Below are 21,545 nucleotides of genomic sequence, written 5' to 3'. Positions count from 1 at the left end.
CGAGTCAGTCGTTCCGGATCGACGCGGCGATGTCGTCCAGTTCTTCGTCCGCGATATCGGGGGGACTGCCGGCGATGCCGTGGATCGGTCCGCCGCCGTCGCCCTCGAATCGGGGGACGATGTGGACGTGGACGTGGGGGACTTCCTGACCGGCTGCAGGCCCGTCGTTGATGCCGATCGTGGTTGCGTCGGCGTCGACGGCATCCTCGATCCGAGGGGTGAGCTCGTGGACGGCGGCGAACAGGTCCGCCGACAGCGACGGCGGGAGGTCGCGTACGCGCTCGTACCCCTCCTTCGGAATGACGAGCGTGTGCCCCGGCGCGAGGGGATTGACGTCGAGGAACGCGAGCGTGGTGTCGGTCTCGTGGACGGTACGGGCCGGGATCTCGCCGGCGACGATCTTGTCGAAGATGGTCTCTTCGCTCATGGGCGTTGAGTCTCCCGGAACGTGCTTGAAACTTCTGTCCACCGCGTTTCCTCCACGACCTGTACCGTCGGTTATTCCGTCAACGGCATGGCGATTCCAAACACCAGTACGGCCAAGATGGCGACCACCGGGCCGAGGAATTCGAACGTGACGAAAAGGGTGTCCTCGAACGGGGAGACTCCGCCCAGCAGGAGCCGCCCCACGAGTTCTCCCCCGAGACCGATCGCAAAGAGGAGTGCCCCAAACGCGACACCGCTCTTTGTGAGCCGTCCGTAGTTCAGATCGCCGTAACGCCCTGCCATATGCGGCATTCTGATAGCGACCTACATGTCCGTTTCGAAGCAGGGACGAAACACATCCGGCGCTTCGACCGTCGGCCGGGACGGCGAGAGCGAAAGACGTACATCAGCTGGCCTGCGTACGGCCTGCATGGACGAAACGATCGCAACACACCTCGCGGAAATTGTCGAGCTCGTTGTGGCGACGATCGGGGCCGGCGTCATCTCCGCGGTGGGAATCTACCTCGAATCGCTCGCACTCGGGGCACTGTCGGGCGGACAGTTCGAGGTCGCCGTCTGGCTGTTCGCCGCCGGGCTGGTCGCGCTGTACTTCGGCGTGTACGCGCTCGGGCTCTCGGAGGTCATTCCCCGGCTTCGACAGCTTCGACGATCGCTGGCGCAACCGTAACCGCCGAGACGGATCGTTCGACCGTGTCCGTTCCGTACACGCCGTCGATTCCGGCCCTGGAGAGTTTTGTAAACGCGTTACCGACGAGCAGCGGGTGGACGCACGCGACGAACACCCGGGCAGCCCCACGCGACAGCAGCACCTCGACGGCGTCGCTCATCGTCGATCCGGTGGCGATGATGTCGTCGGCGACGACGACGTCCCGGTCTGCGACGGGGGCGTCGCTCGGCGTGACCTCCACGTCGCCGGTGTCGAGATCCCTCGTTTTCTCGAAGAAGTCCGTCTCGCCGCGACCGTAACCGTCCCGAACGCTGTCGACCAGACCGACGGCACCCTCGTCGGGGGCGAGAAATAGCGGCTCGGCGAGATCGTCCGGTAGCGGCTCGGCCAGCCTGTCGGCCGCGTCGATCGTCTCACAAGGAACGTCGAAGAACTCCGCGATGTCGGGTTCGTGGGGGTTGACGATCGCAACCCGGTCGGTGCCCGTCGAGACCGCCTGCGCCATCGCCCTGGCGGACACTGGCTGACCGTCCTTGAACGCCTTGTCCTGTCTGGTGTATCCCATGTACGGAAGGACCGTCGTCACCGACTCCGCGCCGGCCACCCGGACGGCATCCTGAAGCTGGAGAAGCTCGACGTAGGCGTCGTTGCTGGGCGTCGCGGCGACGACGACCGCGTGGTCGGCGTCGAATTCCGGGACGCTCGCGAGCGTCTCGCCGTCCGGAAACCTGTCGTACGTCGGCGTCGCAAGGGGGAGTCCAGTCTCCGCCGCGAGCGCCGCCGAAAGCGCCTGTGAACTGGAGCCAGGAACGATCATATCCGGCATATCTCCCCGGGACGATAAACCGGTTTCCAAAGACCTGCAGTGCCCCCGATAGGTCAGCAGTGTCCCTCGCCGAACGACACCAGAGCATATATGCGGACGCAGGCTGTAATGTGTGCTGATGACAACAGAGGACAATTCTGGCACGGAGCTGTCGACCAAGACGGTCACGGGAACCCGCATCAGTCCGAAGCGAATGACGATCGACACCGGCGAGTCGGAGTTCACGATCGGCTCCGACGGGAGTCCACTGCACCATCTACTCGGCTCCTATGCGGCCTGTATCAACTCGACAGGGAGCCAGGTGGCACGCGACTGGGAGATCGGCATCGAGAGCCTCGAAGTGTCCGTTGAAGCGAGCTACGATCCCCGGATCTACCTCGGAGAAGACGTCGACGCCCGAGCCGGCTTTCAGGGGTTCGACGTGACAGTCGACGTCGAGGCCGACGCCGATCGAGAAACCATCGAGGAGTGGATCGCCGAGATCGAACGCCGCTGTCCCGTCAGCGACAACATCGAAAACGAAACCGAAATCGCGGTAACGCTGTCCTCCGATTCGGCCTAACGCGTTCCGGTGTACTCGCCCCGGGGTTCCTCCGACCTCACTTCATTCCGAAAAGCTGCATCACGCTGTCGGCAACTCCCCGGGCGACCAGCGCGAACCCCGCGACGAGGATCATCACTCCCGCACCCACGATCGGATCGTACCAGGTCAAAAGCGCGATCGCGAGCACGATCAATCCGACACCGAGGAGTCCTTCGGTTCCGAGTGTATCGAGCATACGCCGGGATGCAACCGGCGGACTGGTAACGGTTCCGGTGTCGGCGCGATCCAGACAAGCAGTGTCGGCCGGATCGGACCCGTGCGCCGAAGCGAACCCCATGCCATTTAATTGTTCGGGCACCAACCATCACCCGACATGGGCGAAAACGAGGGGCGACGCGACCTCCGGATGCCGGACGACAACGAGGTGTTCGCGGAGGTCACCAACATGCTCGGAGCGAATCGCGTGAAAGTACGCTGCGCCGACGGGGTCGAACGGACGGCTCGGATCCCCGGACGGATGCAAAAGCGGATCTGGATCCGGGAGGACGACATCGTCCTCGTCGAGCCGTGGGACTGGCAAGACGAGAAGGCGGACGTGACCTGGCGGTACGAAAAATCCGAGGCCGACCAGCTCCGCGAGGAAGGCCACATTCGGTGATGAACCGGCTGGACGCGCGGTACCCGTTCTTCGAGTCGGCCCGAGCGGCCGTCGAGACGGCCGACGTCTCGCTTCCCGCGCTAGTTTCCCGGGGAGCGCCGGCGGTCGATCGGGGGCGCGAGCGCGTCCAGCGGGCGCTGCTCGAAGGGACCGTTCTGCCGGAGGCCGACGACGTCGATCCCGAAACCGAACTGCTTTCGTATCCGATCGCCCGGATCCTCGTGTCGCTTCTGGACTCCTCGGCTGCGATCGACAAGTACGCCGCAGCCGAGGCGTCGACGGCGATCGGACGGATCCGCGAGGACGTCACGCGGGAAGACGATCTCCGGTCGACCAAGACGACCAGCCTGGATCTCGACGACGTGCTCGCGGAGTTCGGTCTCGAAGACGACGTCCGTCCCGACGATCGGTCCGCCCGAGATCACGGCGAACAGTGGTACAGGATCGGCGTGGGCGCCTACCTGTCGCTGTCGTCGTCCAGCTGGGGTCGCGAGTGGCGACTGGTCGCACGCGAAGTCGCCGACGGAACGGTGAAGATCACCCGGTCGGAGCTTTATGAACTGCTCGAGACCGCGATCCGGAACCGGGTCGCGGAGGGGCTCCCGTTCGATCTCCCGCAGGAGGAAGGAATCGCTGCGGAGCTTTCGCCGCAGGTCGCCGACCTTCGAGGCTTGCTGTCCGACCGGACGCGAGTCCACGAGGTCGACGTCGTCGCTCCCGAGTTGTTCCCGCCGTGTTTACAAAACCTGATCGACAAGGCCACCCGGGGGACGGAGCTGTCTTCAGTCGAAGGGTTCTCGCTGATGGCGTTCCTTGCCGGGATCGGGATGTCCGCAGACGAAATCGTCGCCTTCTGTGCGGACACCTCACTCGAGGTCGAGACGCTCCGCTTCCAACTGGAATATCTCCGCGACGAGTCGGGATCACAGTACCCGCCTCCGTCCTGCGAGACGCTGTCTGCGTACGGGATCTGTCACAACGAGGACGACCACTGGAAAGTCGCCTCCCACCCGCTCGCGTACTACGAAAAGCGAGTCGAGGCGGTCGATTCGGATGCGATCACCGACTGGCGGGCAACGACGGACGCGTGACACCGGAAGCTACGGGCAGTTCTTGGATACACCCGACACGCCGATCGCTCACTCGGTTCGGTCGAGGTAAAAGCCGACCGCTGCCATCAGGAAGACGAACGCCACGAGCAGGCCGACGATAGCCATCGCACCGGCTTCCGGCAGCGAGTCGCCGCCGTCGTAGAAGATCCCGACCCCGAGTAGCGCAGCCAGAAACACGGCGACAGCGGAGATCGAAACGATCGTCTTCCGACGGACCTCCTCGTCGATTTCCATACTCTGCGGTATCTCCGGACTTCACAAAAGGCCGTCGAATGTCCGCTGACGGAAATCCCCCCGAGAACCCTCCACCGGAACGCATTTCGGCCCGAAAGTTAACCTTTGCCGGACGCGTAGTTCCAGTCGAAATCGGGGTCTATCCCGGGAGAAACGATGACGACAGCCGAAACGCCGGAGGGACCAAACGAAGGTCGCAACTGTGTCAGACGGACGTCCGGGATTTCGGGACGCACCCACCGGGCGTTGACCGAGGAGATGACGGTTCGGCCGCTACGGGACGGCCGATACGTGGTGGAAACCGAGGGTGGAACGTACGTCGTCGATGTCGAAGGGGCATCCTGTACCTGTCCGGATCACGCTATCCGCGGGGAACACTGTAAACACCTCCGGCGCGTTGCCTTCGAGATCGCGGCCGAATCCGTCCCCGGGCCCGACGAGCGTCTGGGGGCCTGTGCGATCTGCGGGCGGGAGCTGTTCGTTCCTCGCTGCGAGTCGGGATCGTACCTGTGTGAACAACACCGTCCCGCCGTCGGCGAAGTGGTCCGCGACCGGGAAACCGGCTCGCTTCTGGTCGTCGTCGCCGTCACGACCGACCGGGCAGACGCCGTCGAAACCGACGAGGGGCGAATCGTGGCCGAGTATCCGACAAACACCGGCTACGGGGACCACGAGCCGATCGTCCGCGCGGTGTACGCCTCGGGACTCGCTCCGGATCGCGACGTCGGGGATCTAAAGGCGTACGATTTTCCTGCCTCCCGGATCGTTCGGTTGGACCGTTCCCATCGGGGGCCGGCAGTCGCGGTGTCGGACAGGCCCGAATCTCAAGTTTGAACACGTGGATTCGGCCAGTTAATTCGGGTTAAATCGGTGGTAAATCGACCTGACTGTCTTCCCGATTAATGTAGGTAGGGGTGGTTCCGTGAGACGAGGATGAATCCGAAAACACTGCTCTCCCTTGCAATCGCACTCATGGTGGTCGCCGGCGGCGCGTCGGCGGCGGTCGCGGGTGCAGACGGAGATCTCGAGGTGGCCGTCGCACAGAACGACGCCACCGGCGAGGTCACCGTCGAGGTAACGGAAAACGAAACGCCAGTCGAGACCGCGTCGGTGAACGTCACCGTCGATGACGAGAACGTCAGCTACGACGGCGCCGGCGACTACGAAACCGACGAGGACGGCGCCGTGGTGCTTCCGGCACCTGAGGAGGAAGTGAACGTCACGATCACGGCAGACTACGAGAACGAAACCGCGACGGTTTCGACGACGCTCGAGGCCGCGCCGGGATTCCAACTGAGCGTCGACCAGGACCCCGGTGAGACAGCCATCGTGAGCGTCACCGACAACGGGAGCGCCGTCGAGAACGCGTCGGTGAACGTCACCGTCGACGACGAGAACGCAACCTACGACGGCGTCGGCGACTACGAAACCGATGCTGACGGCACCGTCGAGCTACCGGTCCCTAACGAAACAGTGACCGTTGACGTCACCGCCACGGACGACGATCGCACTGCCTGGACGACTGCGACGCTCCAGGCTCACGATATCGATCCGACCCTGCCGTTCGGACAGCAGCTCCAGCAGTACATGGACACTATCGAGGATGACGAACACCCGTTCGGTCACCACGTGGCCAACTGGGTGACGAAACACAACCCGGGTAACGCGCCCGCCCACGCCGGCCCACCGGAGCACGCCGGGCCCCCGGACCACGCTGGCCCCGGTGCTGACGCCGACGCCGGAAACGAAACCGACGACGAGCGTGGACCGCCGGATCACGCGGGCCCCGGTGGTGACGACGGCGACAACGGAGATGACGACGAACGTGGACCCCCGGACCACGCGGGCGGACCACACGCTGACGACGAAGACGATGAGGATGGCGACGACGATACCAACGACCAATAACACGTGAGCGCGAGTCCCGATCCGCAGTGAAGTGCGGGGCGCTCTCCCGGCCCTAATTCTCGTTCGATGACAATTATCGGCGGAGGTTAAGCGTCGCCGTGTGAACCGTACTCCTGGGAGGGGATCATGACCAGGGACACCACAAAAGCGCGCTACGACCGGACGAAGGAACTGGCCGCCGATTCGCCGACGCTCATCGAGGGACTCCCCGGACTGGGATTAGTCGCGTCGATCGCGGTCGACCAGATCACGAAACAGCTCGAACTCGAACAGTACGGAACAATCAGATCGGACGAATTTCCACCGGTCGCGTCGTTCAATGACGGCCGCGTCCGTGACGCGGTGCGGGTGTACGCCGGAGAGGATCCGGACGTGATGACGCTTCAAAGCGACGTGCCGATACCGCCGAACGCCGTCGAAGCGCTGAGCCAGTGCGTGTTGACCGAACTGGCCGAGGACTTCGAGAAGGCGGTGTTTCTCGCCGGCGCGCCAGCGGAGACGGAAGCGGAAATCGGAGAGATCGTGGGCATCGCGACGACGGACGAACTGGAAGCGGACCTCGTCGACGCGGGGATCACGCTTGCCGATGGAGCCGGGGTCATCGGTGGTATCACTGGTGCGCTGTTGGCTGCCTGCTATCACGACGACATCCCGGCGTCCGTGCTCGTCGTCCGATCGCATCCGTACATTCCGGATCCGGGGGCCGCCCGCGAAGTCGTCGAGAACGCCCTCGAACCACTGGTCGACTTCGACATCGACACCCAGGAACTGCTCGAGCAGGCCGAGGAAATCCAGCGGCAGAAACACCAGATCGCCCAGCAGCTCCAGCAGCTTCAGCAACAACAGCAGGAACAGCAGTCACCGACGCCGGGAATGTTCCAATGAGCGCTCCCGGCACGACCGTCCTCGTCCCGATGGACGGATCGCCGCTGTCGTTCGACGCGCTTCGCCACGCGCTGACGACGTTTCCGGACGCGGAGATCGTCGTCCTGCACGTCGTCGATCTGTTCGAACCTGGCTACGGAACCGACCCCGAATTCGAAAGTTCCTACGAGCCGTTAATGGGCACCGAGGAGTGGTACGAACGGGCCGACGAGGTCACCGAACAGCTCTTCGAAGAGGTCGAATCAGTTGCTGCGGACTACGACCGCGAGGTCGAAACGAGCTCGGAGATCGGAGACCCGAAGCGGATCATCGTCGACTACACCGAGGAGGAAGCCGTCGATCACGTGGTGCTTGGAGCGCACGGACGAACGGAGAAAGAACGGTCGCTGTTCGGAAGCGTCACCGAGATCGTGGCAAGGCGGGTGAGCGTTCCCGTGACGCTCGTTCGGTGAGGCGGCGGCCGAGGCTCCAGTGCCGTTTCCCCTTCCGATCTCTGTTGATTTTTCACGTCGTGTGCGACACGACGGGAGCCTGGGGAACTCACCCCGAAGATCTGCAGACAGAGCGTCTCGTTATCAGGCCGTGCCGCCTTCAAAAACGGGTTCCGGAGCGGTGGAACGAGTGCCGTCACAAACCCGGATTCGGCCATCGGCGCGAATAAACACGTTCCAGTTCCCGAACGTGAAACTGAATACTGCTTCCGGGCCGGATGTCCCGTCGTGCATGGTGAACAGTTGGGAGACGGCCTCGAGATCGACGACGTCGTACAGCGGACCGATATCGGTAGCGTCGACACCTTCTGCCTCCGCCACTGCCTCGACGAGTACTTCAGTGATGTGTTCGTCAACGGCTTTATCGTATCGCGTGTCCACCACAGGGACACAGCAACGATAGACGGCCAATTGTCCGTTCGTTCTCATTGCCTTCCTTTTTTTCCATTAGCATATATATTTGTTGTGAGGATATGGGTTACATAATATCGGCAGGAAGATAACGGTGAACGGTCCCCCCGACATCGGGGGCGTGCCCGTCACTGACTGTGAAAACGAGAGTGTCGTCGACCGCCGAGATCGGGGATCAAGAGCGCGTGATTACGGAGTACGCTGCCGAAGAAAGGATCGACGGGATCGTCATCGGATCCCACGGTCGATCCGATCGAGATCGTCACCCCGGCGAGCCGAGGTTCCGGTGACCATCGTCCAGTGAGGATCGCCGTCGATCGAGCCTCAAATCACTCCTCCGTTTCTTCCGTCTCCTGTTCGTCCTGCTCGTCAACCTCGTCGCCCTCGTCAACCTCGTCGCCCTCGTCAGCCTCATCGGCCTCGTCACCTTCGTCAGCCTCGTCACCTTCGTCAGCCTCATCGACGGTATCCACAGTAATCAGCGCATTCTGTCCGAAGTCGATCGAGAAGACGCTGTGGATGTAGGTTCCCAGTTCCAGATCATCGGTTGCTATCTGGAACTCGACTGTCTCGGAGTCCTCCCCGTCGACGGTCACACTTTGTGTCTCAACGAGATTCCCGTCGAAGCGGTACTGGACTGGCTGTGTGGCCGCGAACTCATTCGGGTTGGTAACTGTCGCGGTCACGGTGAGGTTCTCACCGACCGAGACGGTTTCCGGCGCCGTCAGGTTCGACACGTGGAACGACTGTATCTCCTCAACGATCCTGATCTGGTCGCCCGCTCCACGGTCTCTCGTGTAAACGCCGTGGAACGTGAGTGCCATCTCCCCCTCTGTCGTGTTGACCGTTGTCGTAAACGTCGTCGACTCTCTCGGCTCGAGGCTGATCTGCTCACGGACGAGCACCTCGCCGTCGAACCGGTATTCGACTTCCTGGGTGTCGGCGACGTCGTTGGGGTTGGTGATAGTCGCGTTGACTTGCACCTCGTCACCCTGTTCGACGAGCTCAGGCGCCGTCAGCTCCGACACGTCGAACGACTCGCCCGTGGTGGGTTCCGCCGGCTCGACGGTGACGTTCGCGGCGTCAGTCACCGGAGTCTCGTTATCGAGATACGGCCCGTCGACCGCGCCGTTCGTGCGGACGAAGTCGTAGGTTTGGTTTGCGTTCGTGTCCTGGTGGGGCATCGCAATCAGCGTCTGGTTTTCAGTGAGTTCAGTCGTGTCGTAGTCCCCACCCGGGACGTCGAACAGTTGGACTGTCACGTTCTCGTGAAGTCCCGGCTCGAGGTACGGCGAGACGCCGACGACGCTACCGACGGCATCTCCCTCGAGGAGGCTGCTGTCGTGAATCGCCACGAAACCGCCGTCGGTCGTGTTCACTGCGTCGACGGTGACCGTCATTCCATCAGATACTTGGTCGGAGAACGTCACCGCAGCGCCAGCCTCGTCCGGGACGTTTGCTGCGGGCGGTTGTTCCTGGGCCCCGACGGCACCTGCCATCGGAAGCAACATCATCAGCGACATCAGAAGCGCCGCTGTTTTCATCGTAGCTGGTTTCATGCATGTTGATATTCTCCAATGAGTGTAAAAGTGTGACTTGAATGTCAATATCGGGGGACAGTCAGTATTTGAGGTATGGGGGGTGACGGTCGGCCACAGCAGGATAGTCCCGGGCGGATTCGAACCGGAGAAAGACGTTCCGGGATGCTCGCTTCGCTGCGCTTCCGGGCTGCGACTTTCAGGATTCGAACCGGAGAAAGACGTTCCGGGATGCTCGCTTCGCTGCGCTTCCGGGCTGCGACTTTCAGGATTCGAATCCGCCCGGGACTATCCGCTGCTCACGTTCGTTCCCAGCAGGATAGTCCCGGGCGGATTCGAACCGCCGTCAACGGCTCCAAAGGCCGCTATGATTGGCCACTACACCACGGGACTCCACCCGGTTCTTACCGCTTGAGATACCAAACAGTTGCGGTTCGCAACAGCGCCGGCCGGGTTGCTTTTTAATCCGCGACTTCGCCGCCCTCGAGACACGAACACGCGTCCGTCTCGGCGTCGAAACAGTCCGGACACTCGGGATTGCGATCGATGATGGTGTCGATGCGCTCGGCGACTGTCTCGTCGATCACCGACTCCATCTCCCGCGCCTCCGACTGGAACTCCTCGACGTCGAGGACGTTCGCCAGGAACCGCTCGATGATGCAGTACGTCTGTAAGGCGTCGCGGGCGCGACCGATCCCCTCGTCGGTGAGACGAACGCCCTTGTACTTCTCGTGTTCCGCGAAGCCACGCTCCTCGAGCTTGCCGATCATCTCGTTTGCGCTTGCCGGACTCACCGACAGCCGTTCGGCGAGTTCCCCCGTCGAGGCGGGACCGTCCGCCTGTGTTTGGATGAGGTAGATCGCTTTGAGATACTGGTCTGCCGTGTTCATGTCTCCAGGCTCCCCCCGCTTCCGGATCGCTCCATCAGCTCTGTCACTTCCTCTACGCCTTCGGCCTCCTCCGCCTGAATCTCCCGCAGCGTCTCGAGTAACGTCTCCCGGTCCACCGAAAAGCGAGCGTCGCTGTCCTCGATTGCCGCAATGAGATCGTCGTAGAACTTGTAGGCGGTCTCCTCGTTGCACAGCTGGTCGTACAGGACGCCGTCGAAGTCCTCCGGTTTGGTCTTCCCGTACTGTGCCTCGACCAGGGACTCGACCTCCTCGAAGGGCACGCTCTCGACGCCGAGCTGCTCGACGAGTTTCTCGAGGCGGTCCCGATGTTCGGCCGACTCTTCTGCGGCCTCCTCGAGCAGCGCTTCCACCTCCTCGTCGAGTTCGGCGTCCAGACTCCGATAGTGGTGGTACGCCCGGGCCTCCACGACCTCCTCCAGCACGATCCCCAGCTGGAGCAGGCGCGCGAGCTGACGATCGGAGCTGATCGCTCCGACGCTCATGGTCTCCCCTCGCGAGACGGCGAATTCATGCCCGCAACTCCGAGCGTCGTGAACTTACGGCTTTCCCTGTTTCTCGGGGCGCTACAGCGTCCTGGTATATATCGCGGTCGGATACTCGGTGTCGGCGATGTCGTGGGTGTCGGACCCGGTCTGCTCGAATCCACGCGATTGGTAAAACTCCCGGGCGCGCTCGTTGTCCGCCAGCACTTCGAGTCGCACTGCCCGAATCCGGTCTGGAAGCCGCGACAGCCCCTCCGCGAGAAGCGCCGTCCCGATGCCGCGTCCCCAGTCGTCCGGATGGACATAGATCGCTCGCAACCCGGCCTCCGCCGGCCCGACGAATTCCTTTGTCGACTCCTCATCCCATCGGAAGTCCGCAAAGCCCCGAACGGTGTCCTCCTCGACGGCGACGAGGACGACCCCTTCCTCCGGGAGCGCCTGCAACAGGCGGTCGACGTCCGCCGGCTTCGGGTTCGGATCCTGCCGTTCCAGCACCTCCTCGGGCACCAGATCACTGTAGGCCTCCCGCCATGAGAGCGCGTTGACCCGGAGAACGCCTCGCGCGTCCTCCCGGTCTGAGAGGGAACGGACGATCACTGGTTCAAGCACCTCGCCTCGTCCGTGTATTGTTCCGCAACACTAAGTACCTGTACGGACCTGCCGGACTCAGCTTGGCGTACCCGGGGATTGGCGATGCGGAAACGGCGATGCAGAAACGATTTTACAGTGCAACCCAATCGGTGAGGTATGCCCTCCAGCATACTGTTGCAGTCAGGCGCCGCCGGAGCGATGGTGTTTTTCCTCCTGGTGCTTGCCGTGACGGTCGCGATCATCTGGTGGACGTACACCGACGCTCAAAAGAACAGCAGCCATCCGGCGTTCCTGTGGGCGATCGTCGTCTTCCTCGCCCCGATATTGGGACTGGTACTGTACCTCATTCTGGGTCGGGACCGGCTCTGACTGGCCGAACCGGCTCGGGCGCCCGGAGCAGCGACCACCGAACGAGAGCTCGATTCGACCCCGACGACGGGAAACATTGGGGAAACATGATATTCCTGCAGCCCAACGATTCGGTATGCGACGGGCACTCATCCTCGCGATGTCCGTGCTGATGGTGACGGCGATGTTCGCACCAGTGGTCACCGCCGCACCGCCGGGTGCCGCGGACGATCGGACCGCAGTCCCGACGCCCTCCTTCGATACGACTGTCGACGGCGACGCCGAGTCACCGCTGTCGACGAGCGAACCCGTCGGGATTTCCGGGGGGAGTGCCACCGCGTCGACCGACAACGAAACAGCCGATCCAGACGAGGAGGACAGTGAGTTCTCCGGGGAACCGATCGGGAAGGTCAACGGCTACTGGCACAACGATTCGATCGACGTCGATCAGGCCGACGGCCTCACCGACGAGGAACTCGAGGCGTACGTCTACCGGAAGATGGCCCGCGTCGAGGAGATTCGCGACCAGAAGTACCGCTCGGACGTGCCCGTCGACGTGATGACCCGCGAGGAGTTCCGCGAGATGCGCGAAGAACGCGAGAGCGACGCGGAGTTCAACCGCTGGAACGATCAGGTGTGGAAGGGGCTGTTCATCGTCGGCGAAGACGAGTCCTCCGAAGCGGAGATCGACACCGTCTTCTCCGGAGCAGTCGCCGGGTTCTACTCCCCCGCCGAGGATCGGGTCGTGATCGTGACCGACGACGGTGACAACCCGGTGGTCGACGGATCGACGCTGCTGCACGAACTCGGCCACGCGATGCAGGATCAGTACCACAACCTCTCCGATCCGACCTACCGCGGCGCCACCCAGGACGCCGATCTCGCGATCGACGGCATCGTCGAGGGTGAAGTCGTCTACATGGAACACATCTACGAAGAGCGCTGTGAGTCCGGCGAGTGGGAGTGTGTCGAGACGCCCGCCACTGACGGGACCGGGGACGACGGACCGGAACCGAACCTGGGGATCTTCCTGACGGTGTTCCAGCCGTATTCGGACGGGCCGGGATACGCCGCCGACATCGTCGAGGAGGACGGCTGGGAGGGGATCGCCGATCGGATGGACGAGCCGCCGAAATCGACGACGCAGGTGATCCACCGCACCGACCGCGAACCGACCCCGATCGACTACGAACACACCGCAGAAAGTGGGTGGGAACACTATCCCGACCAGGGCGTCGAGGGGGCCGACACGGTGGGCGAGGCGTCGATCTACGCGATGTTCTGGTACCAGGCGCGGTTCCACAACGCCGACACGATCGACTGGCGGGAGTTCTCGCAGGCCGACCACCCCCGCGAGACGTACAACTACGTCTCCGAGCCTTCCTCCGGGTGGGCAAACGACGAGCTGTATCCGTACAGGCGCGGCGACGACCAGGACGGCTACGTCTGGGTGACCGAGTGGGAGACCACAACCGACGCCCAGCAGTTCCGGGACGCCTACGGCGCGATGCTCGAGGCCCACGACGTCCGGCAGGACGACGGCTACCACGTGATCGACGACGGACCGTTCCGCGGGGCGTACCTCGTGTCGACTGACGACACCCGGGTGACGATCGTCCACGGGCCCACGATCGGTGCGGTCTCGGACATCCGTCCGGACCTCGCAGCGGAGATCCGCGACGGCACGCCGACCGATCCGGGCGAACCGGACGAGCCGGGCGAGATCGAGACGACGACCGAACCCGACGCCCCCGACGCTCCCGACGATGACGGCGCTATCGACCTCGAGACGCCCGGGTTCGGTATCGGGATCGCTGTCGCCGCCCTGCTTGCAACCATCGCGCTGCTGGGGGCCGGCCGTCGCCGATAATCCGTACGAAATCCGCCACAAAAGCCCGCCGCGACCCGCGGCCGGATGGTTTTTTGTTCCCGCCGGAAAAGTCCCGGCATGGAATTCGACATCGTCCCCCCGTCGGCGATCCACGAGGGACGGGCGACGGACGCGTACTTCGAACGGACGACGGCTGCACTCGAACACGCGGGCCGGAACCCGACCGTCACCGCCGAGGTCACCGCCGACCAGTTCCCCTCCGGCGAGTTCGAGCTGTTTGCCGGTCTGAAGGACGCGACGGCGCTTCTGGAGGGTCGCGGCGTCGACGTCGACGCGATCCCCGAAGGTCGGCTGTTCGACGGCGGCCCAGTTCTGCGGATCGAGGGACCGTATCTCGAGTTCGCGGAACTGGAGACGTCGCTTCTGGGCTTTCTCTCCCACGCCTCCGGCGTCGCGACCGCCGCGCTGGACTGTCGCGTTGCCGCTCCCGACTCGACGGTGCTCTCCTTCGGCGCCCGCCACGTTCACCCCTCGATCGCGGCGATGATCGAACGGTCGGCGCTGGCGGGCGGCCTCGACGGTATCTCCCACGTCGCCGCCGGGGAGGTCATCGGCCGAGAGGCGAGCGGAACGATGCCACACGCGCTGGTGATCTGTTTCGGGAACGGCAACCAGGAGGACGCCTGGCGGGCGTTCGACGAGGCGGTACCGGAGTCGGTTCCCCGGATCGCGCTGTGTGACACCTACACCGACGAGGTCGACGAGAGCCTCCGCGCCGTCGACGCGCTGGGCGACCGGCTGGCCGGCGTTCGACTCGACACCACCGGCTCGCGACGGGGAGACTTCCGGCACATCGTCCGGGAGGTACAGTGGGAGCTTTCCGCCCGCGGCCACGACGACGTCGAGATCTTCCTCAGTGGCGGGCTCGGTCCAGACGCGCTCCGGGAGCTCCGGGATCTCGCCGACGGGTTCGGCGTCGGGGGATACGTCTCGAACGCGGATCCGGTCGACTTCGCGCTCGACATCGTCGAAGTCGAAGGCGAGCCCGCGGCCAAACGGGGCAAACTCTCCGGTGGGAAACAGGCCTACCGGACCGACGACGGTGCCCACCACGTCGGACTCGCCTCGCGGGACGCCCCCGTGGACGCAGAACCGCTCCTCGAGCCGGTGATCAGGGACGGGAGCGTGGTCGCCGACGACGGACTGTTCGAGCTGGACGAGGCCGCAGCACGGGCCCGGGCCGACGCAGCTGCCGTCGGCTACGGAGACCGGGAGTAGCGGTCTCGAGGACTTATATCACTCAACCGACCGTTCGAGCCGCTCGGCGGCGCCGTGGCGTTCGGGATCGAACGGCGCGTCCGTCCACGGGTCGTCGAGTGGCGTCGCCTCGTCGACGACGTCGAGGAGGTCCAGCCGGTCGAGGCAGGCGCGGGTGGGCCGGCCGTTCTCGCCCCACTCCCGCATCGCGTAGTACGCCTCGAGCATCCGGTCGAACTCCTCGGGATCGATCGACTCCCCGGCGGCGGGGCCGTCGTCGATGGGCGAGGTGAGCGTCGCCGGAAGTTCGTCGTCCGTCCGGTCGAACCCCTCCCGGACGTTGAACAGCCGAACGAGCGTCCAGACCCGTTCGCCGACCTCGGCGAGTTCCTCGGGCATGTACTCCAGTCCGATCGCCTCGAGCCACTCGGCGCCGAGGTCGCCCCACATCGTCTCGCCGGCGAAGTCGTCGGCGATCAGGCTCCACAGCACGGACCGGACGTCCTGTGCCACTGCAACCGCGCGGGCGCGGTCGGCCGTCCCCCACCGGTCGGCGGCGAACACCTCCGTCTCGATCGGACGAGCCCGACGGTGACAGCCGCCCCGGTCGCTGGTGGCGTACGCGAGCGCCATCCCGGCAGCACCACGCGGATCGTAGGAGGGTAGCTCCATCGACTTCACGGTCGGGATGAGGTCGTCGCCGCCGTAGACTGCCGCGGCTGCGTCGACGCCGTCCCCGAGAAGTGCAGGGAGTTCGGGCGGCCAGGGCGGCGCCGCACCGTCCGGCCGATCCGGCGCGTCCGCGGTCCCGTGGGCGATCGCCTCGATCAGCCGGCGGATTCCCGCCTCGTCGCCGAAATCGAGACCGACGTCTGCGATCCCTTCCTCGCCGGCACGGACCGCCCACGCGACGGCGTTTCCGGCCGAGATAACGTCGACTCCGAGCCGATCACAGACCCCCCCCAGCGCCGCGACGGCGTCGAACTCGTCGACCCCGAGTCCGGCCCCCAGCGTCATCGGCGTCGCCCCCCGGGGGACCGTCTCGCCCTCCTCCGTTTCGATCCGAAATCCACCGGGGACGGCGTCGTCGGGACGTTCCCTGCCGGTCGAGTGTTCGCGTGCCCGTTCGATCCCGATCTCGTCGGTCCCGTCGAACCGGCTCCGCGTCCATCCCTCGGTGGGCAGCACGCCGACCTCGTTTGCGAAGTCGATGCTCTCGAGCGTCTCGCCTGCGGCCTGCCACCGCCCGACGTCGTGGTTCTCGTAGGCGTCGACGTACTTTTCCTGGAGCGTCCCGACGCTCGGCGGGAGGGTGGGTGGTTCGTCGTGAGCGACGATCGCCTTCAATCGCTTTGCGCCCATTACAGCCCCCGCGCCGCCGCGGCCGGCGTGGTGCTCGCCGCCGTCGGAGGCGATCGTCGCGTACTCGACGCCAGACTCGCCGGCCGGGCCCACACACGCGACCGCCGCGTCGGGAAACGCCGCCGCGGTTTCGGCCGCGTCTGCACCCCAGGTCTCGGCCCGCGACAGCGTCACCTCCCCGCCGGAGAGTTCGATTCGAACCGGTTCGTCGGCGGTCCCGACGACGACCAATCCGAGGGTGTCCCCGAGCGACCCCGACAGCCGTGCGGCGAACTCGCCGCCGCTGTAGGAGTCGAGAAACGCGCCGGTAAGCGGTGATTTCGTCACGGCTGCGTACCGCGACTCTCCCGGAAGAAACCCCGACAGCGGACCGACGAAGAATCCGAGGAGGTTCTCCGGCCCCCACGGATCCGCACCAGCGGAAAGTTCCTCGTAGAGGTAGCGTGCGCCGAGGCCTTTCCCGCCGAGGAACTCGCGGCGCCAGCGTTCCGGAACGGTCTCCCGTCGAACCGTTCCCGCCGAAAGATCGACCCGCAAAACCGCGTCCCGGGTGGAGGTCATTCATCCGAAAGTGGTCGATTAGGCGGGTTAAACCTGTCGGGAAGCGGAGGAACTTTTCTCTAGATCGAACGGGTCCCGTTCCGTCGAGTCAGACCAACCCGAGGAGACGCATGGCAGCGAAGAGCAGATCGCCGTAGACGACGGCGACGACGAGACCGACGAACATCGGAACGACGAACGGGAGCCCGGGCGAGACCCACACCCGGTCGCGCTCTACCAGCGTCTCGATCCCCCCCCGCAGCGAGTCGGGCGTCGTTCCGTAGGCCGGACCGACCTCCTCGCAGAACCGTCGTGCCGCCCAGTCGTCGGGTTCCTCCTCGAGGGGGTGATTCCCACCGTCCGTGACGACCGGTCCGTCAGTCGACCGGCCGGAGACGGCCCCGTCGGTCGGATCGAACGTCTCCCCGACGCTTTCCGGGTCGCGGAGCTCTGCCGGTCGATCGACGAGCTCCTCGAAGCTGATCCCGCGCCAGCGGAGATACATCCGGAGCGCGTCGAGGTCCAGTCCCCGCCTCGTGTAGCCGCTCCGGGTCTCGAACAGCCGGCCGTGACGATGGATTACCGACTTCACTGGAACCGGGCGGGCGAGGAACATCACCGGAGAGAGTCGCCCCGAAAGGAGGTTCCCGAAGGCGAGCGCGAGCGGATACGCCAGTCCGACCAGAACGGTGTTTGTGAGGATCGTGAGCGAAAACACGCCGACGTTCGACGCCACGGCCGGGAGCGTCGGGAGCCACGCCACCGGGAGCCAGTAGGCAGGATACGTCGGATACACCACCGCAAGCGAGATCAGCGCCTTCGCGTCGGCGCCGCCGAAGCCACCGATGCGCCAGAACAGATACCCCAACGGTGCGACGAAACACAGGCTGATCACGACCTGGACCAGAAACAGGCGGTCGGAAACGCCCGCGAGCGGGAGCCGGATCCACGACTCCCAGGCGAGCGCGAGCAATCCCAGCGCGATCAACGGCGGCCACAACCGGTTGGGGAGTCGACGGGTCCGGACGTCCCGGTACGCCGCCCACGCGAACACCGGAACCACGAGCAGCCGAAGCAGATCCGGCCCTGAAGCGATCATATCGGTGAGCGTGTCTGCACGCCCCGTCTGTTAAAAACAGTCGGTTTGGACGTCCTGAAGAAAGCGAGTCAGCGCCCGAACGTAAACCGGGTCGCCCACTCGTCGAGCCGGCGGCGGAGCCGGGAGAAGAACACCTCGTGGCGGACCACAGATCGAACCTCCTCCTCGTCGAGTTCGATCCGGGCGCCGTCGAACGGGTTCCTGCCACTGGAGTTCCCGTCCTCGGCGTCGGTCGCGTCGACGACCGTCGAGAGGCTACATCGGCCGCACGCCTCGGTTTGCTTTCCACCCATGAGTATTACTCACACACTATTGGGACGAAGGACGCTTAAACCTTGCCGGTGGCGACGAGAACTATTTAGCGCGGCGGCGGCACGTGTGTTCACATGGGATACCACGTCGTCGATCCCGACACCGTCGACCCGGCCCCGGATCGCCCGTCGGAGAAGCGTTCGATAAGCGACGCCGCGGGACTGGAGGCTGTCGGAGTCCACGTCTACGGGGTTGACCCGGGCGAACAGGTGCCGTACGTGTACCACTTCCACGACGAGCAGGAGGAAGTCCTGTACGTCCTCGAAGGAACTCTCTCGGTAGAGACCCCCGAAGGGACGTTCGAGATCGAGGCGGGGCAGGCGTTCGTGGCAGAACCCGAGAGCCCACACCGGGCGTACAACCAGACCGGCGCCGACGGGCCCGTGCGCCTGCTTGCAGTTGGGGCACCCACAGTCGACGACGCCCACGAGTACGAACCATGAGCGAAACTGACGACTGGGAAATCGGCAGCGACGACGAGAACGACGTCCACAACGGACGTGACGACGGGATCGACGAGCTCGACGACGGCGTCGACAGGCCGACCGGAACGGGAACCACGGCAGCAGAGCGGGAAAAGGCGGAGGGGAAGCCGCCGGACGTCCCCGAGTGGGACGACGAGTATCTCGAGACGGTCAGCGGTCGGCTTCTGTTCAACTACGACCTGAAAAAGGAGCACGCGATCGGCGGCGAACGATTCGACCTGTACGGCCACATGGAGCTGCACAGCGAGAAACACTTCTTTCACCCGGCGCTGTCGTTCGCTCACCACGAGTCACACGAGTATCTGTTCGTCCGCCGAACCGACCGACCGAGCGAACGGGAGATCGATCGGCTCGTGGAGTTCGGTCACGAACTGGCAGACGAATTGATCGCCCCCGACGAAGAACACTACTCGACGGACTTCACGTTCGTACTCGTCGTCCCCGAGATCCCCGACACCATCCAGTCGCGGGTGGAGAACCTCGACGAGCGGACCCTGCTCAAGTACGGCTACTACGGCCACTACGACATCAACGTCGTGGTCGTTGCCCCCGACCGGGAAGAACTCGTTGCAAGCGACGGCGCCGACGTCGAGGAGGCGTTCCGTATCTGGGATCCGATCGAGAGAGACGACCCCGGACTGCTCGGGCTGATCGCTCGGCGACTCGAGTTCTGAGTCGATCGAGGAAACGGTCGAAAACGGGAACAGCCCGCTAGTCGTCGTCCGGCGTGTCAGCTTCGGGTTCGCCGCCGTCGGCAGCAACCGCTTCGTCGCCGGGACCGCGAACGTCCCTGATGTTGCCGTAGCCCATCCACACCAGGCTCACCGCGAGCCCGACGAGCGTCAGCGCGATGAGGATCTGTGCGACCGCAGACACCTGTCCGAGCAGCGTCGTCTCGGCCTCGGCGGTGATCCCGAGTAGCCGACCACCGAGCACCTGGTACATCGATACCCACAGTAGCCCGAAGCCGGCGATGGTCACCATCAATGCCATCGGAAGGCCGGTGGACATCAGCTGCTTGGTGTCGTCCCAGTTCGCGAGCCAGACGGTAACCGTGAGAAGTGCCATCGCGGCCAGGAGCTGGTTCGCGCCGCCGAACAACGTCCAGAGGTCCTCCCACCGGCCGCTTCCCAGCAGGAAGAACGCCACGACGACGATGACCGTGGTGTTGACGTAGCGGTTCGCGCCCGCCTCCTGAACCGATGTCTCCGGCGTGCCGACGATCTCTTCGACCATGTATCGGCCCAGGCGGACCGCGGTGTCCATGCTCGTCAGCAGGAACGCAGACAGCACCAGCGCCATGAACACCTCGCCGACGGCGAAGGGAACGCCCAGCGCCGTCAAGATCGCGCCACCGCCCAGCGCGAAGTTCGGCAACGCGAGCCCGATGCCGCCGGTGCCGGCCGGGATCGCGACGACGGCGACCGCTGCCAGCGCGACTGCCGCCAGCAGCCCCTCCCCGAGCATGCCGCCGTAGCCGATCAGCCGGGCGTCAGTTTCCTTGTCGAGCTGTTTTGCTGTCGTTCCCGATGACACGAGCGAGTGGAAGCCGCTGATCGTCCCGCAGGCGATCGTAACGAACAGCAGCGGGAACAACGGCATCAACGGGAGTTCCCCCGCGAACGGGCTGCCCGCCCCGAAGAACCCGTACCACGCGTCCTGAACGATCGTGAACGAGAGCGCCTCGCCCGTCTCGGGGTGAGTCGCATCCATCCCGGTGATGAAGGTGCCGACGATCACCGCGAGGATGCCGCCCCCGACCCCGGTGTACAGCAGGAACGACGACAGGTAGTCACGCGGCTGGAGCAGCACCCACACCGGGAGGACGCTCGCTGCACCGCCGTAAACGAGCAGCGTCAACACCCAGGCGCCGATGTTCGCGCTCCCGAGCAGTTCGGGAACGAGCCCGGGAGCCGTCTCACCCAGCAGTACGGTGGTTCCTGCGGGATGCTCGCCGACGAAGGCGATCGGATACTCGATCCCGACGAACACCGACGCGAACACGCCGGCCACGAAGATCACGGTCCCGACGGCGAACGAGAGATTCAGCTGGTAGAGCCAGACGCCGAACAGAAGCGCCAGCCCGATATAGATGATCCCGGCCGTGGCCGCCGCCGGGTACGCGTCGAACACGACCCCGATGACCAGCGCGAACACCGCGACCACGAGGATCACCAGGAGGAACGCGAACCACAGCAGCATGTTCTTGCCGCGCTCGCCGACGTACTCGCCGATGATATAGCCGATCGACTTCCCCTCGTGTCGCAGGCTGCTGGAAAGCGAGGTGAAGTCGTGAACCGCCCCCAAAAGTGGGTTGCCGATCGCGACCCACAGCACGGCCGGCACCCATCCCCAGACGAACGCCGCCGTGATCGGACCGACGATCGGGGCGCCGCCCGCGATCGACGAGTAGTGATGTCCGAGCAATACTGGTTTCTTCGCCGGTACGTACTCCTGCCCGTCCTGGTATTTGTGGGCTGGCGTCTCACGGCTGTCGTCGAGCTCGACGAACTGTGACAGGTAGCGTCCATACCCGAGGTACGCTACCGTGAACGTGCCGAGAACCAGCGCCACGATCCATATTACCCCTGCCATAGGAAGTGTGT

27 protein-coding genes and 1 tRNA gene are annotated in these 21,545 nt (G+C 64.6%); 13 read left to right on the top strand and 15 right to left on the bottom strand.

Translation table 11 applies throughout. The features are described 5' to 3' along the window. Nucleotides 1-4: 4 nt before the first annotated feature. Complete coding sequence (locus RH858_RS15870; RefSeq protein ID WP_310562390.1) at nt 5-427, bottom strand: HIT family protein; 423 nt, start codon at nt 425-427, stop codon at nt 5-7. A gap of 71 nt (nt 428-498) precedes the next feature. Beyond that, nucleotides 499-729, bottom strand: a complete 231-nt coding sequence (locus tag RH858_RS15865; RefSeq protein ID WP_310562389.1) for a hypothetical protein — start codon at nt 727-729, stop codon at nt 499-501. 127 nt (nt 730-856) lie between these two features. Here RH858_RS15865 and RH858_RS15860 point away from each other — a divergent pair, with 127 nt between their 5' ends. Then, on the top strand, nt 857-1,114 hold the full coding sequence (locus RH858_RS15860; protein WP_310562388.1) for a hypothetical protein: 258 nt from the start codon (nt 857-859) through the stop codon (nt 1,112-1,114). Here the strand turns inward: RH858_RS15860 and prs are convergent. Further along, nucleotides 1,068-1,931: a ribose-phosphate diphosphokinase gene (prs, locus tag RH858_RS15855; protein ID WP_310562387.1), complete on the bottom strand. Its 864-nt coding sequence runs from the start codon at nt 1,929-1,931 to the stop codon at nt 1,068-1,070. The two genes, RH858_RS15860 and prs, sit on opposite strands and share 47 nt — an antisense overlap. 127 nt (nt 1,932-2,058) lie before the next feature. Between prs and RH858_RS15850 the strand changes: the two genes are divergently transcribed. Then, nucleotides 2,059-2,502 (top strand): OsmC family protein, encoded by a 444-nt coding sequence (locus RH858_RS15850; protein WP_310562386.1) that lies wholly within the window; start codon nt 2,059-2,061, stop codon nt 2,500-2,502. Nucleotides 2,503-2,539: 37 nt separating this feature from the next. On the opposite strand, the gene RH858_RS15845 is transcribed toward RH858_RS15850, so the two are convergent. After that, on the bottom strand, nt 2,540-2,719 hold the full coding sequence (locus tag RH858_RS15845) for a hypothetical protein (protein ID WP_259534283.1): 180 nt from the start codon (nt 2,717-2,719) through the stop codon (nt 2,540-2,542). A gap of 138 nt (nt 2,720-2,857) precedes the next feature. On the opposite strand from RH858_RS15845, the gene eif1A reads away from it, so the two are divergent. Together eif1A and RH858_RS15835 are read left to right on the top strand one after the other, a co-directional pair. Beyond that, nucleotides 2,858-3,142 carry a translation initiation factor eIF-1A gene (gene eif1A / locus RH858_RS15840; RefSeq protein WP_259534282.1) on the top strand — a complete coding sequence of 95 codons (285 nt, stop codon included), beginning with the start codon at nt 2,858-2,860 and terminating at the stop codon, nt 3,140-3,142. Beyond that, nucleotides 3,142-4,233, top strand: coding sequence for a DNA primase large subunit PriL (locus RH858_RS15835; protein ID WP_259534281.1), 1,092 nt, complete (start codon nt 3,142-3,144; stop codon nt 4,231-4,233). Before eif1A ends, RH858_RS15835 begins: the two co-directional genes overlap by 1 nt. A 48-nt stretch (nt 4,234-4,281) precedes the next feature. Here the strand turns inward: RH858_RS15835 and RH858_RS15830 are convergent, their stop codons facing one another. Next, a complete protein-coding gene (locus tag RH858_RS15830; RefSeq protein ID WP_259534280.1) occupies nt 4,282-4,488 on the bottom strand; it encodes a hypothetical protein in 207 nt (68 codons plus the stop codon). Nucleotides 4,489-4,644: 156 nt separating this feature from the next. Between RH858_RS15830 and RH858_RS15825 the strand changes: the two genes are divergently transcribed. The 4 genes from RH858_RS15825 (at nt 4,645) to RH858_RS15810 (ending at nt 7,733) form a co-directional block, all read left to right on the top strand. Next, entirely contained in the window at nt 4,645-5,322 is a 678-nt protein-coding gene (locus tag RH858_RS15825) for an SWIM zinc finger family protein (protein ID WP_310562385.1), read from the top strand. Nucleotides 5,323-5,421: 99 nt separating this feature from the next. Next, on the top strand, nt 5,422-6,396 hold the full coding sequence (locus RH858_RS15820; RefSeq protein ID WP_259534278.1) for a hypothetical protein: 975 nt from the start codon (nt 5,422-5,424) through the stop codon (nt 6,394-6,396). Nucleotides 6,397-6,522: 126 nt separating this feature from the next. Then, the gene (locus RH858_RS15815) at nt 6,523-7,281 is read left to right on the top strand and encodes a PAC2 family protein (RefSeq protein WP_259534277.1); all 759 of its coding nucleotides are present in this window, start codon (nt 6,523-6,525) and stop codon (nt 7,279-7,281) included. Continuing rightward, a complete protein-coding gene (locus RH858_RS15810) occupies nt 7,278-7,733 on the top strand; it encodes a universal stress protein (RefSeq protein ID WP_259534276.1) in 456 nt (151 codons plus the stop codon). Before RH858_RS15815 ends, RH858_RS15810 begins: the two co-directional genes overlap by 4 nt. A gap of 123 nt (nt 7,734-7,856) precedes the next feature. Here RH858_RS15810 and RH858_RS15805 read toward each other — a convergent pair whose 3' ends face one another. The 6 genes from RH858_RS15805 to RH858_RS15780 all read right to left on the bottom strand — a co-directional run bounded on the left by RH858_RS15805 (nt 7,857) and on the right by RH858_RS15780 (nt 11,711). After that, complete coding sequence (locus tag RH858_RS15805; RefSeq protein WP_259534275.1) at nt 7,857-8,201, bottom strand: HalOD1 output domain-containing protein; 345 nt, start codon at nt 8,199-8,201, stop codon at nt 7,857-7,859. A gap of 311 nt (nt 8,202-8,512) precedes the next feature. Beyond that, on the bottom strand, nt 8,513-9,742 hold the full coding sequence (locus tag RH858_RS15800; protein ID WP_310562384.1) for a hypothetical protein: 1,230 nt from the start codon (nt 9,740-9,742) through the stop codon (nt 8,513-8,515). A 299-nt stretch (nt 9,743-10,041) separates the two neighbouring features. Further along, nucleotides 10,042-10,114: transfer RNA gene (locus RH858_RS15795), tRNA-Gln, on the bottom strand. Between the two features lie 68 nt (nt 10,115-10,182). Further along, entirely contained in the window at nt 10,183-10,611 is a 429-nt protein-coding gene (locus RH858_RS15790; RefSeq protein ID WP_259534273.1) for a metal-dependent transcriptional regulator, read from the bottom strand. Then, nucleotides 10,608-11,114 carry a ferritin family protein gene (locus RH858_RS15785; RefSeq protein WP_310562383.1) on the bottom strand — a complete coding sequence of 169 codons (507 nt, stop codon included), beginning with the start codon at nt 11,112-11,114 and terminating at the stop codon, nt 10,608-10,610. The genes RH858_RS15790 and RH858_RS15785 overlap by 4 nt, the downstream gene beginning before the upstream one ends. A gap of 81 nt (nt 11,115-11,195) precedes the next feature. Then, a complete protein-coding gene (locus RH858_RS15780) occupies nt 11,196-11,711 on the bottom strand; it encodes a GNAT family N-acetyltransferase (RefSeq protein ID WP_310562382.1) in 516 nt (171 codons plus the stop codon). Between the two features lie 150 nt (nt 11,712-11,861). Between RH858_RS15780 and RH858_RS15775 the strand changes: the two genes are divergently transcribed. The 3 genes from RH858_RS15775 to RH858_RS15765 all read left to right on the top strand — a co-directional run bounded on the left by RH858_RS15775 (nt 11,862) and on the right by RH858_RS15765 (nt 15,162). Next, nucleotides 11,862-12,074 carry a PLDc N-terminal domain-containing protein gene (locus RH858_RS15775; protein ID WP_259534270.1) on the top strand — a complete coding sequence of 71 codons (213 nt, stop codon included), beginning with the start codon at nt 11,862-11,864 and terminating at the stop codon, nt 12,072-12,074. A 115-nt stretch (nt 12,075-12,189) separates the two neighbouring features. Next, nucleotides 12,190-13,923 (top strand): Hvo_1808 family surface protein, encoded by a 1,734-nt coding sequence (locus RH858_RS15770; protein WP_310562381.1) that lies wholly within the window; start codon nt 12,190-12,192, stop codon nt 13,921-13,923. A 78-nt stretch (nt 13,924-14,001) separates the two neighbouring features. After that, nucleotides 14,002-15,162 (top strand): nicotinate phosphoribosyltransferase, encoded by a 1,161-nt coding sequence (locus tag RH858_RS15765; RefSeq protein ID WP_259534268.1) that lies wholly within the window; start codon nt 14,002-14,004, stop codon nt 15,160-15,162. An 18-nt stretch (nt 15,163-15,180) separates the two neighbouring features. Here RH858_RS15765 and RH858_RS15760 read toward each other — a convergent pair whose 3' ends face one another. The 3 genes from RH858_RS15760 to RH858_RS15750 all read right to left on the bottom strand — a co-directional run bounded on the left by RH858_RS15760 (nt 15,181) and on the right by RH858_RS15750 (nt 18,435). After that, nucleotides 15,181-17,064, bottom strand: coding sequence for an aldehyde ferredoxin oxidoreductase C-terminal domain-containing protein (locus tag RH858_RS15760; protein WP_259534267.1), 1,884 nt, complete (start codon nt 17,062-17,064; stop codon nt 15,181-15,183). Between the two features lie 88 nt (nt 17,065-17,152). Beyond that, the gene (locus RH858_RS15755) at nt 17,153-18,142 is read right to left on the bottom strand and encodes a prepilin peptidase (RefSeq protein WP_310562380.1); all 990 of its coding nucleotides are present in this window, start codon (nt 18,140-18,142) and stop codon (nt 17,153-17,155) included. 68 nt (nt 18,143-18,210) lie between these two features. Further along, nucleotides 18,211-18,435, bottom strand: a complete 225-nt coding sequence (locus RH858_RS15750; RefSeq protein ID WP_259534265.1) for a hypothetical protein — start codon at nt 18,433-18,435, stop codon at nt 18,211-18,213. A 93-nt stretch (nt 18,436-18,528) separates the two neighbouring features. Here RH858_RS15750 and RH858_RS15745 point away from each other — a divergent pair, with 93 nt between their 5' ends. Next, complete coding sequence (locus RH858_RS15745) at nt 18,529-18,897, top strand: cupin domain-containing protein (protein ID WP_259534264.1); 369 nt, start codon at nt 18,529-18,531, stop codon at nt 18,895-18,897. Further along, nucleotides 18,894-19,613: a hypothetical protein gene (locus tag RH858_RS15740; RefSeq protein WP_259534263.1), complete on the top strand. Its 720-nt coding sequence runs from the start codon at nt 18,894-18,896 to the stop codon at nt 19,611-19,613. Before RH858_RS15745 ends, RH858_RS15740 begins: the two co-directional genes overlap by 4 nt. Before the next feature lie 37 nt (nt 19,614-19,650). On the opposite strand, the gene RH858_RS15735 is transcribed toward RH858_RS15740, so the two are convergent. Next, nucleotides 19,651-21,534 carry a carbon starvation CstA family protein gene (locus RH858_RS15735; RefSeq protein ID WP_259534262.1) on the bottom strand — a complete coding sequence of 628 codons (1,884 nt, stop codon included), beginning with the start codon at nt 21,532-21,534 and terminating at the stop codon, nt 19,651-19,653. Nucleotides 21,535-21,545: the final 11 nt, after the last annotated feature.

The organism is Halalkaliarchaeum sp. AArc-GB, assembly GCF_031432225.1.
GTDB lineage: Archaea > Halobacteriota > Halobacteria > Halobacteriales > Haloferacaceae > Halalkaliarchaeum.
This window is presented reverse-complemented; position numbering and strand designations above follow the sequence as displayed.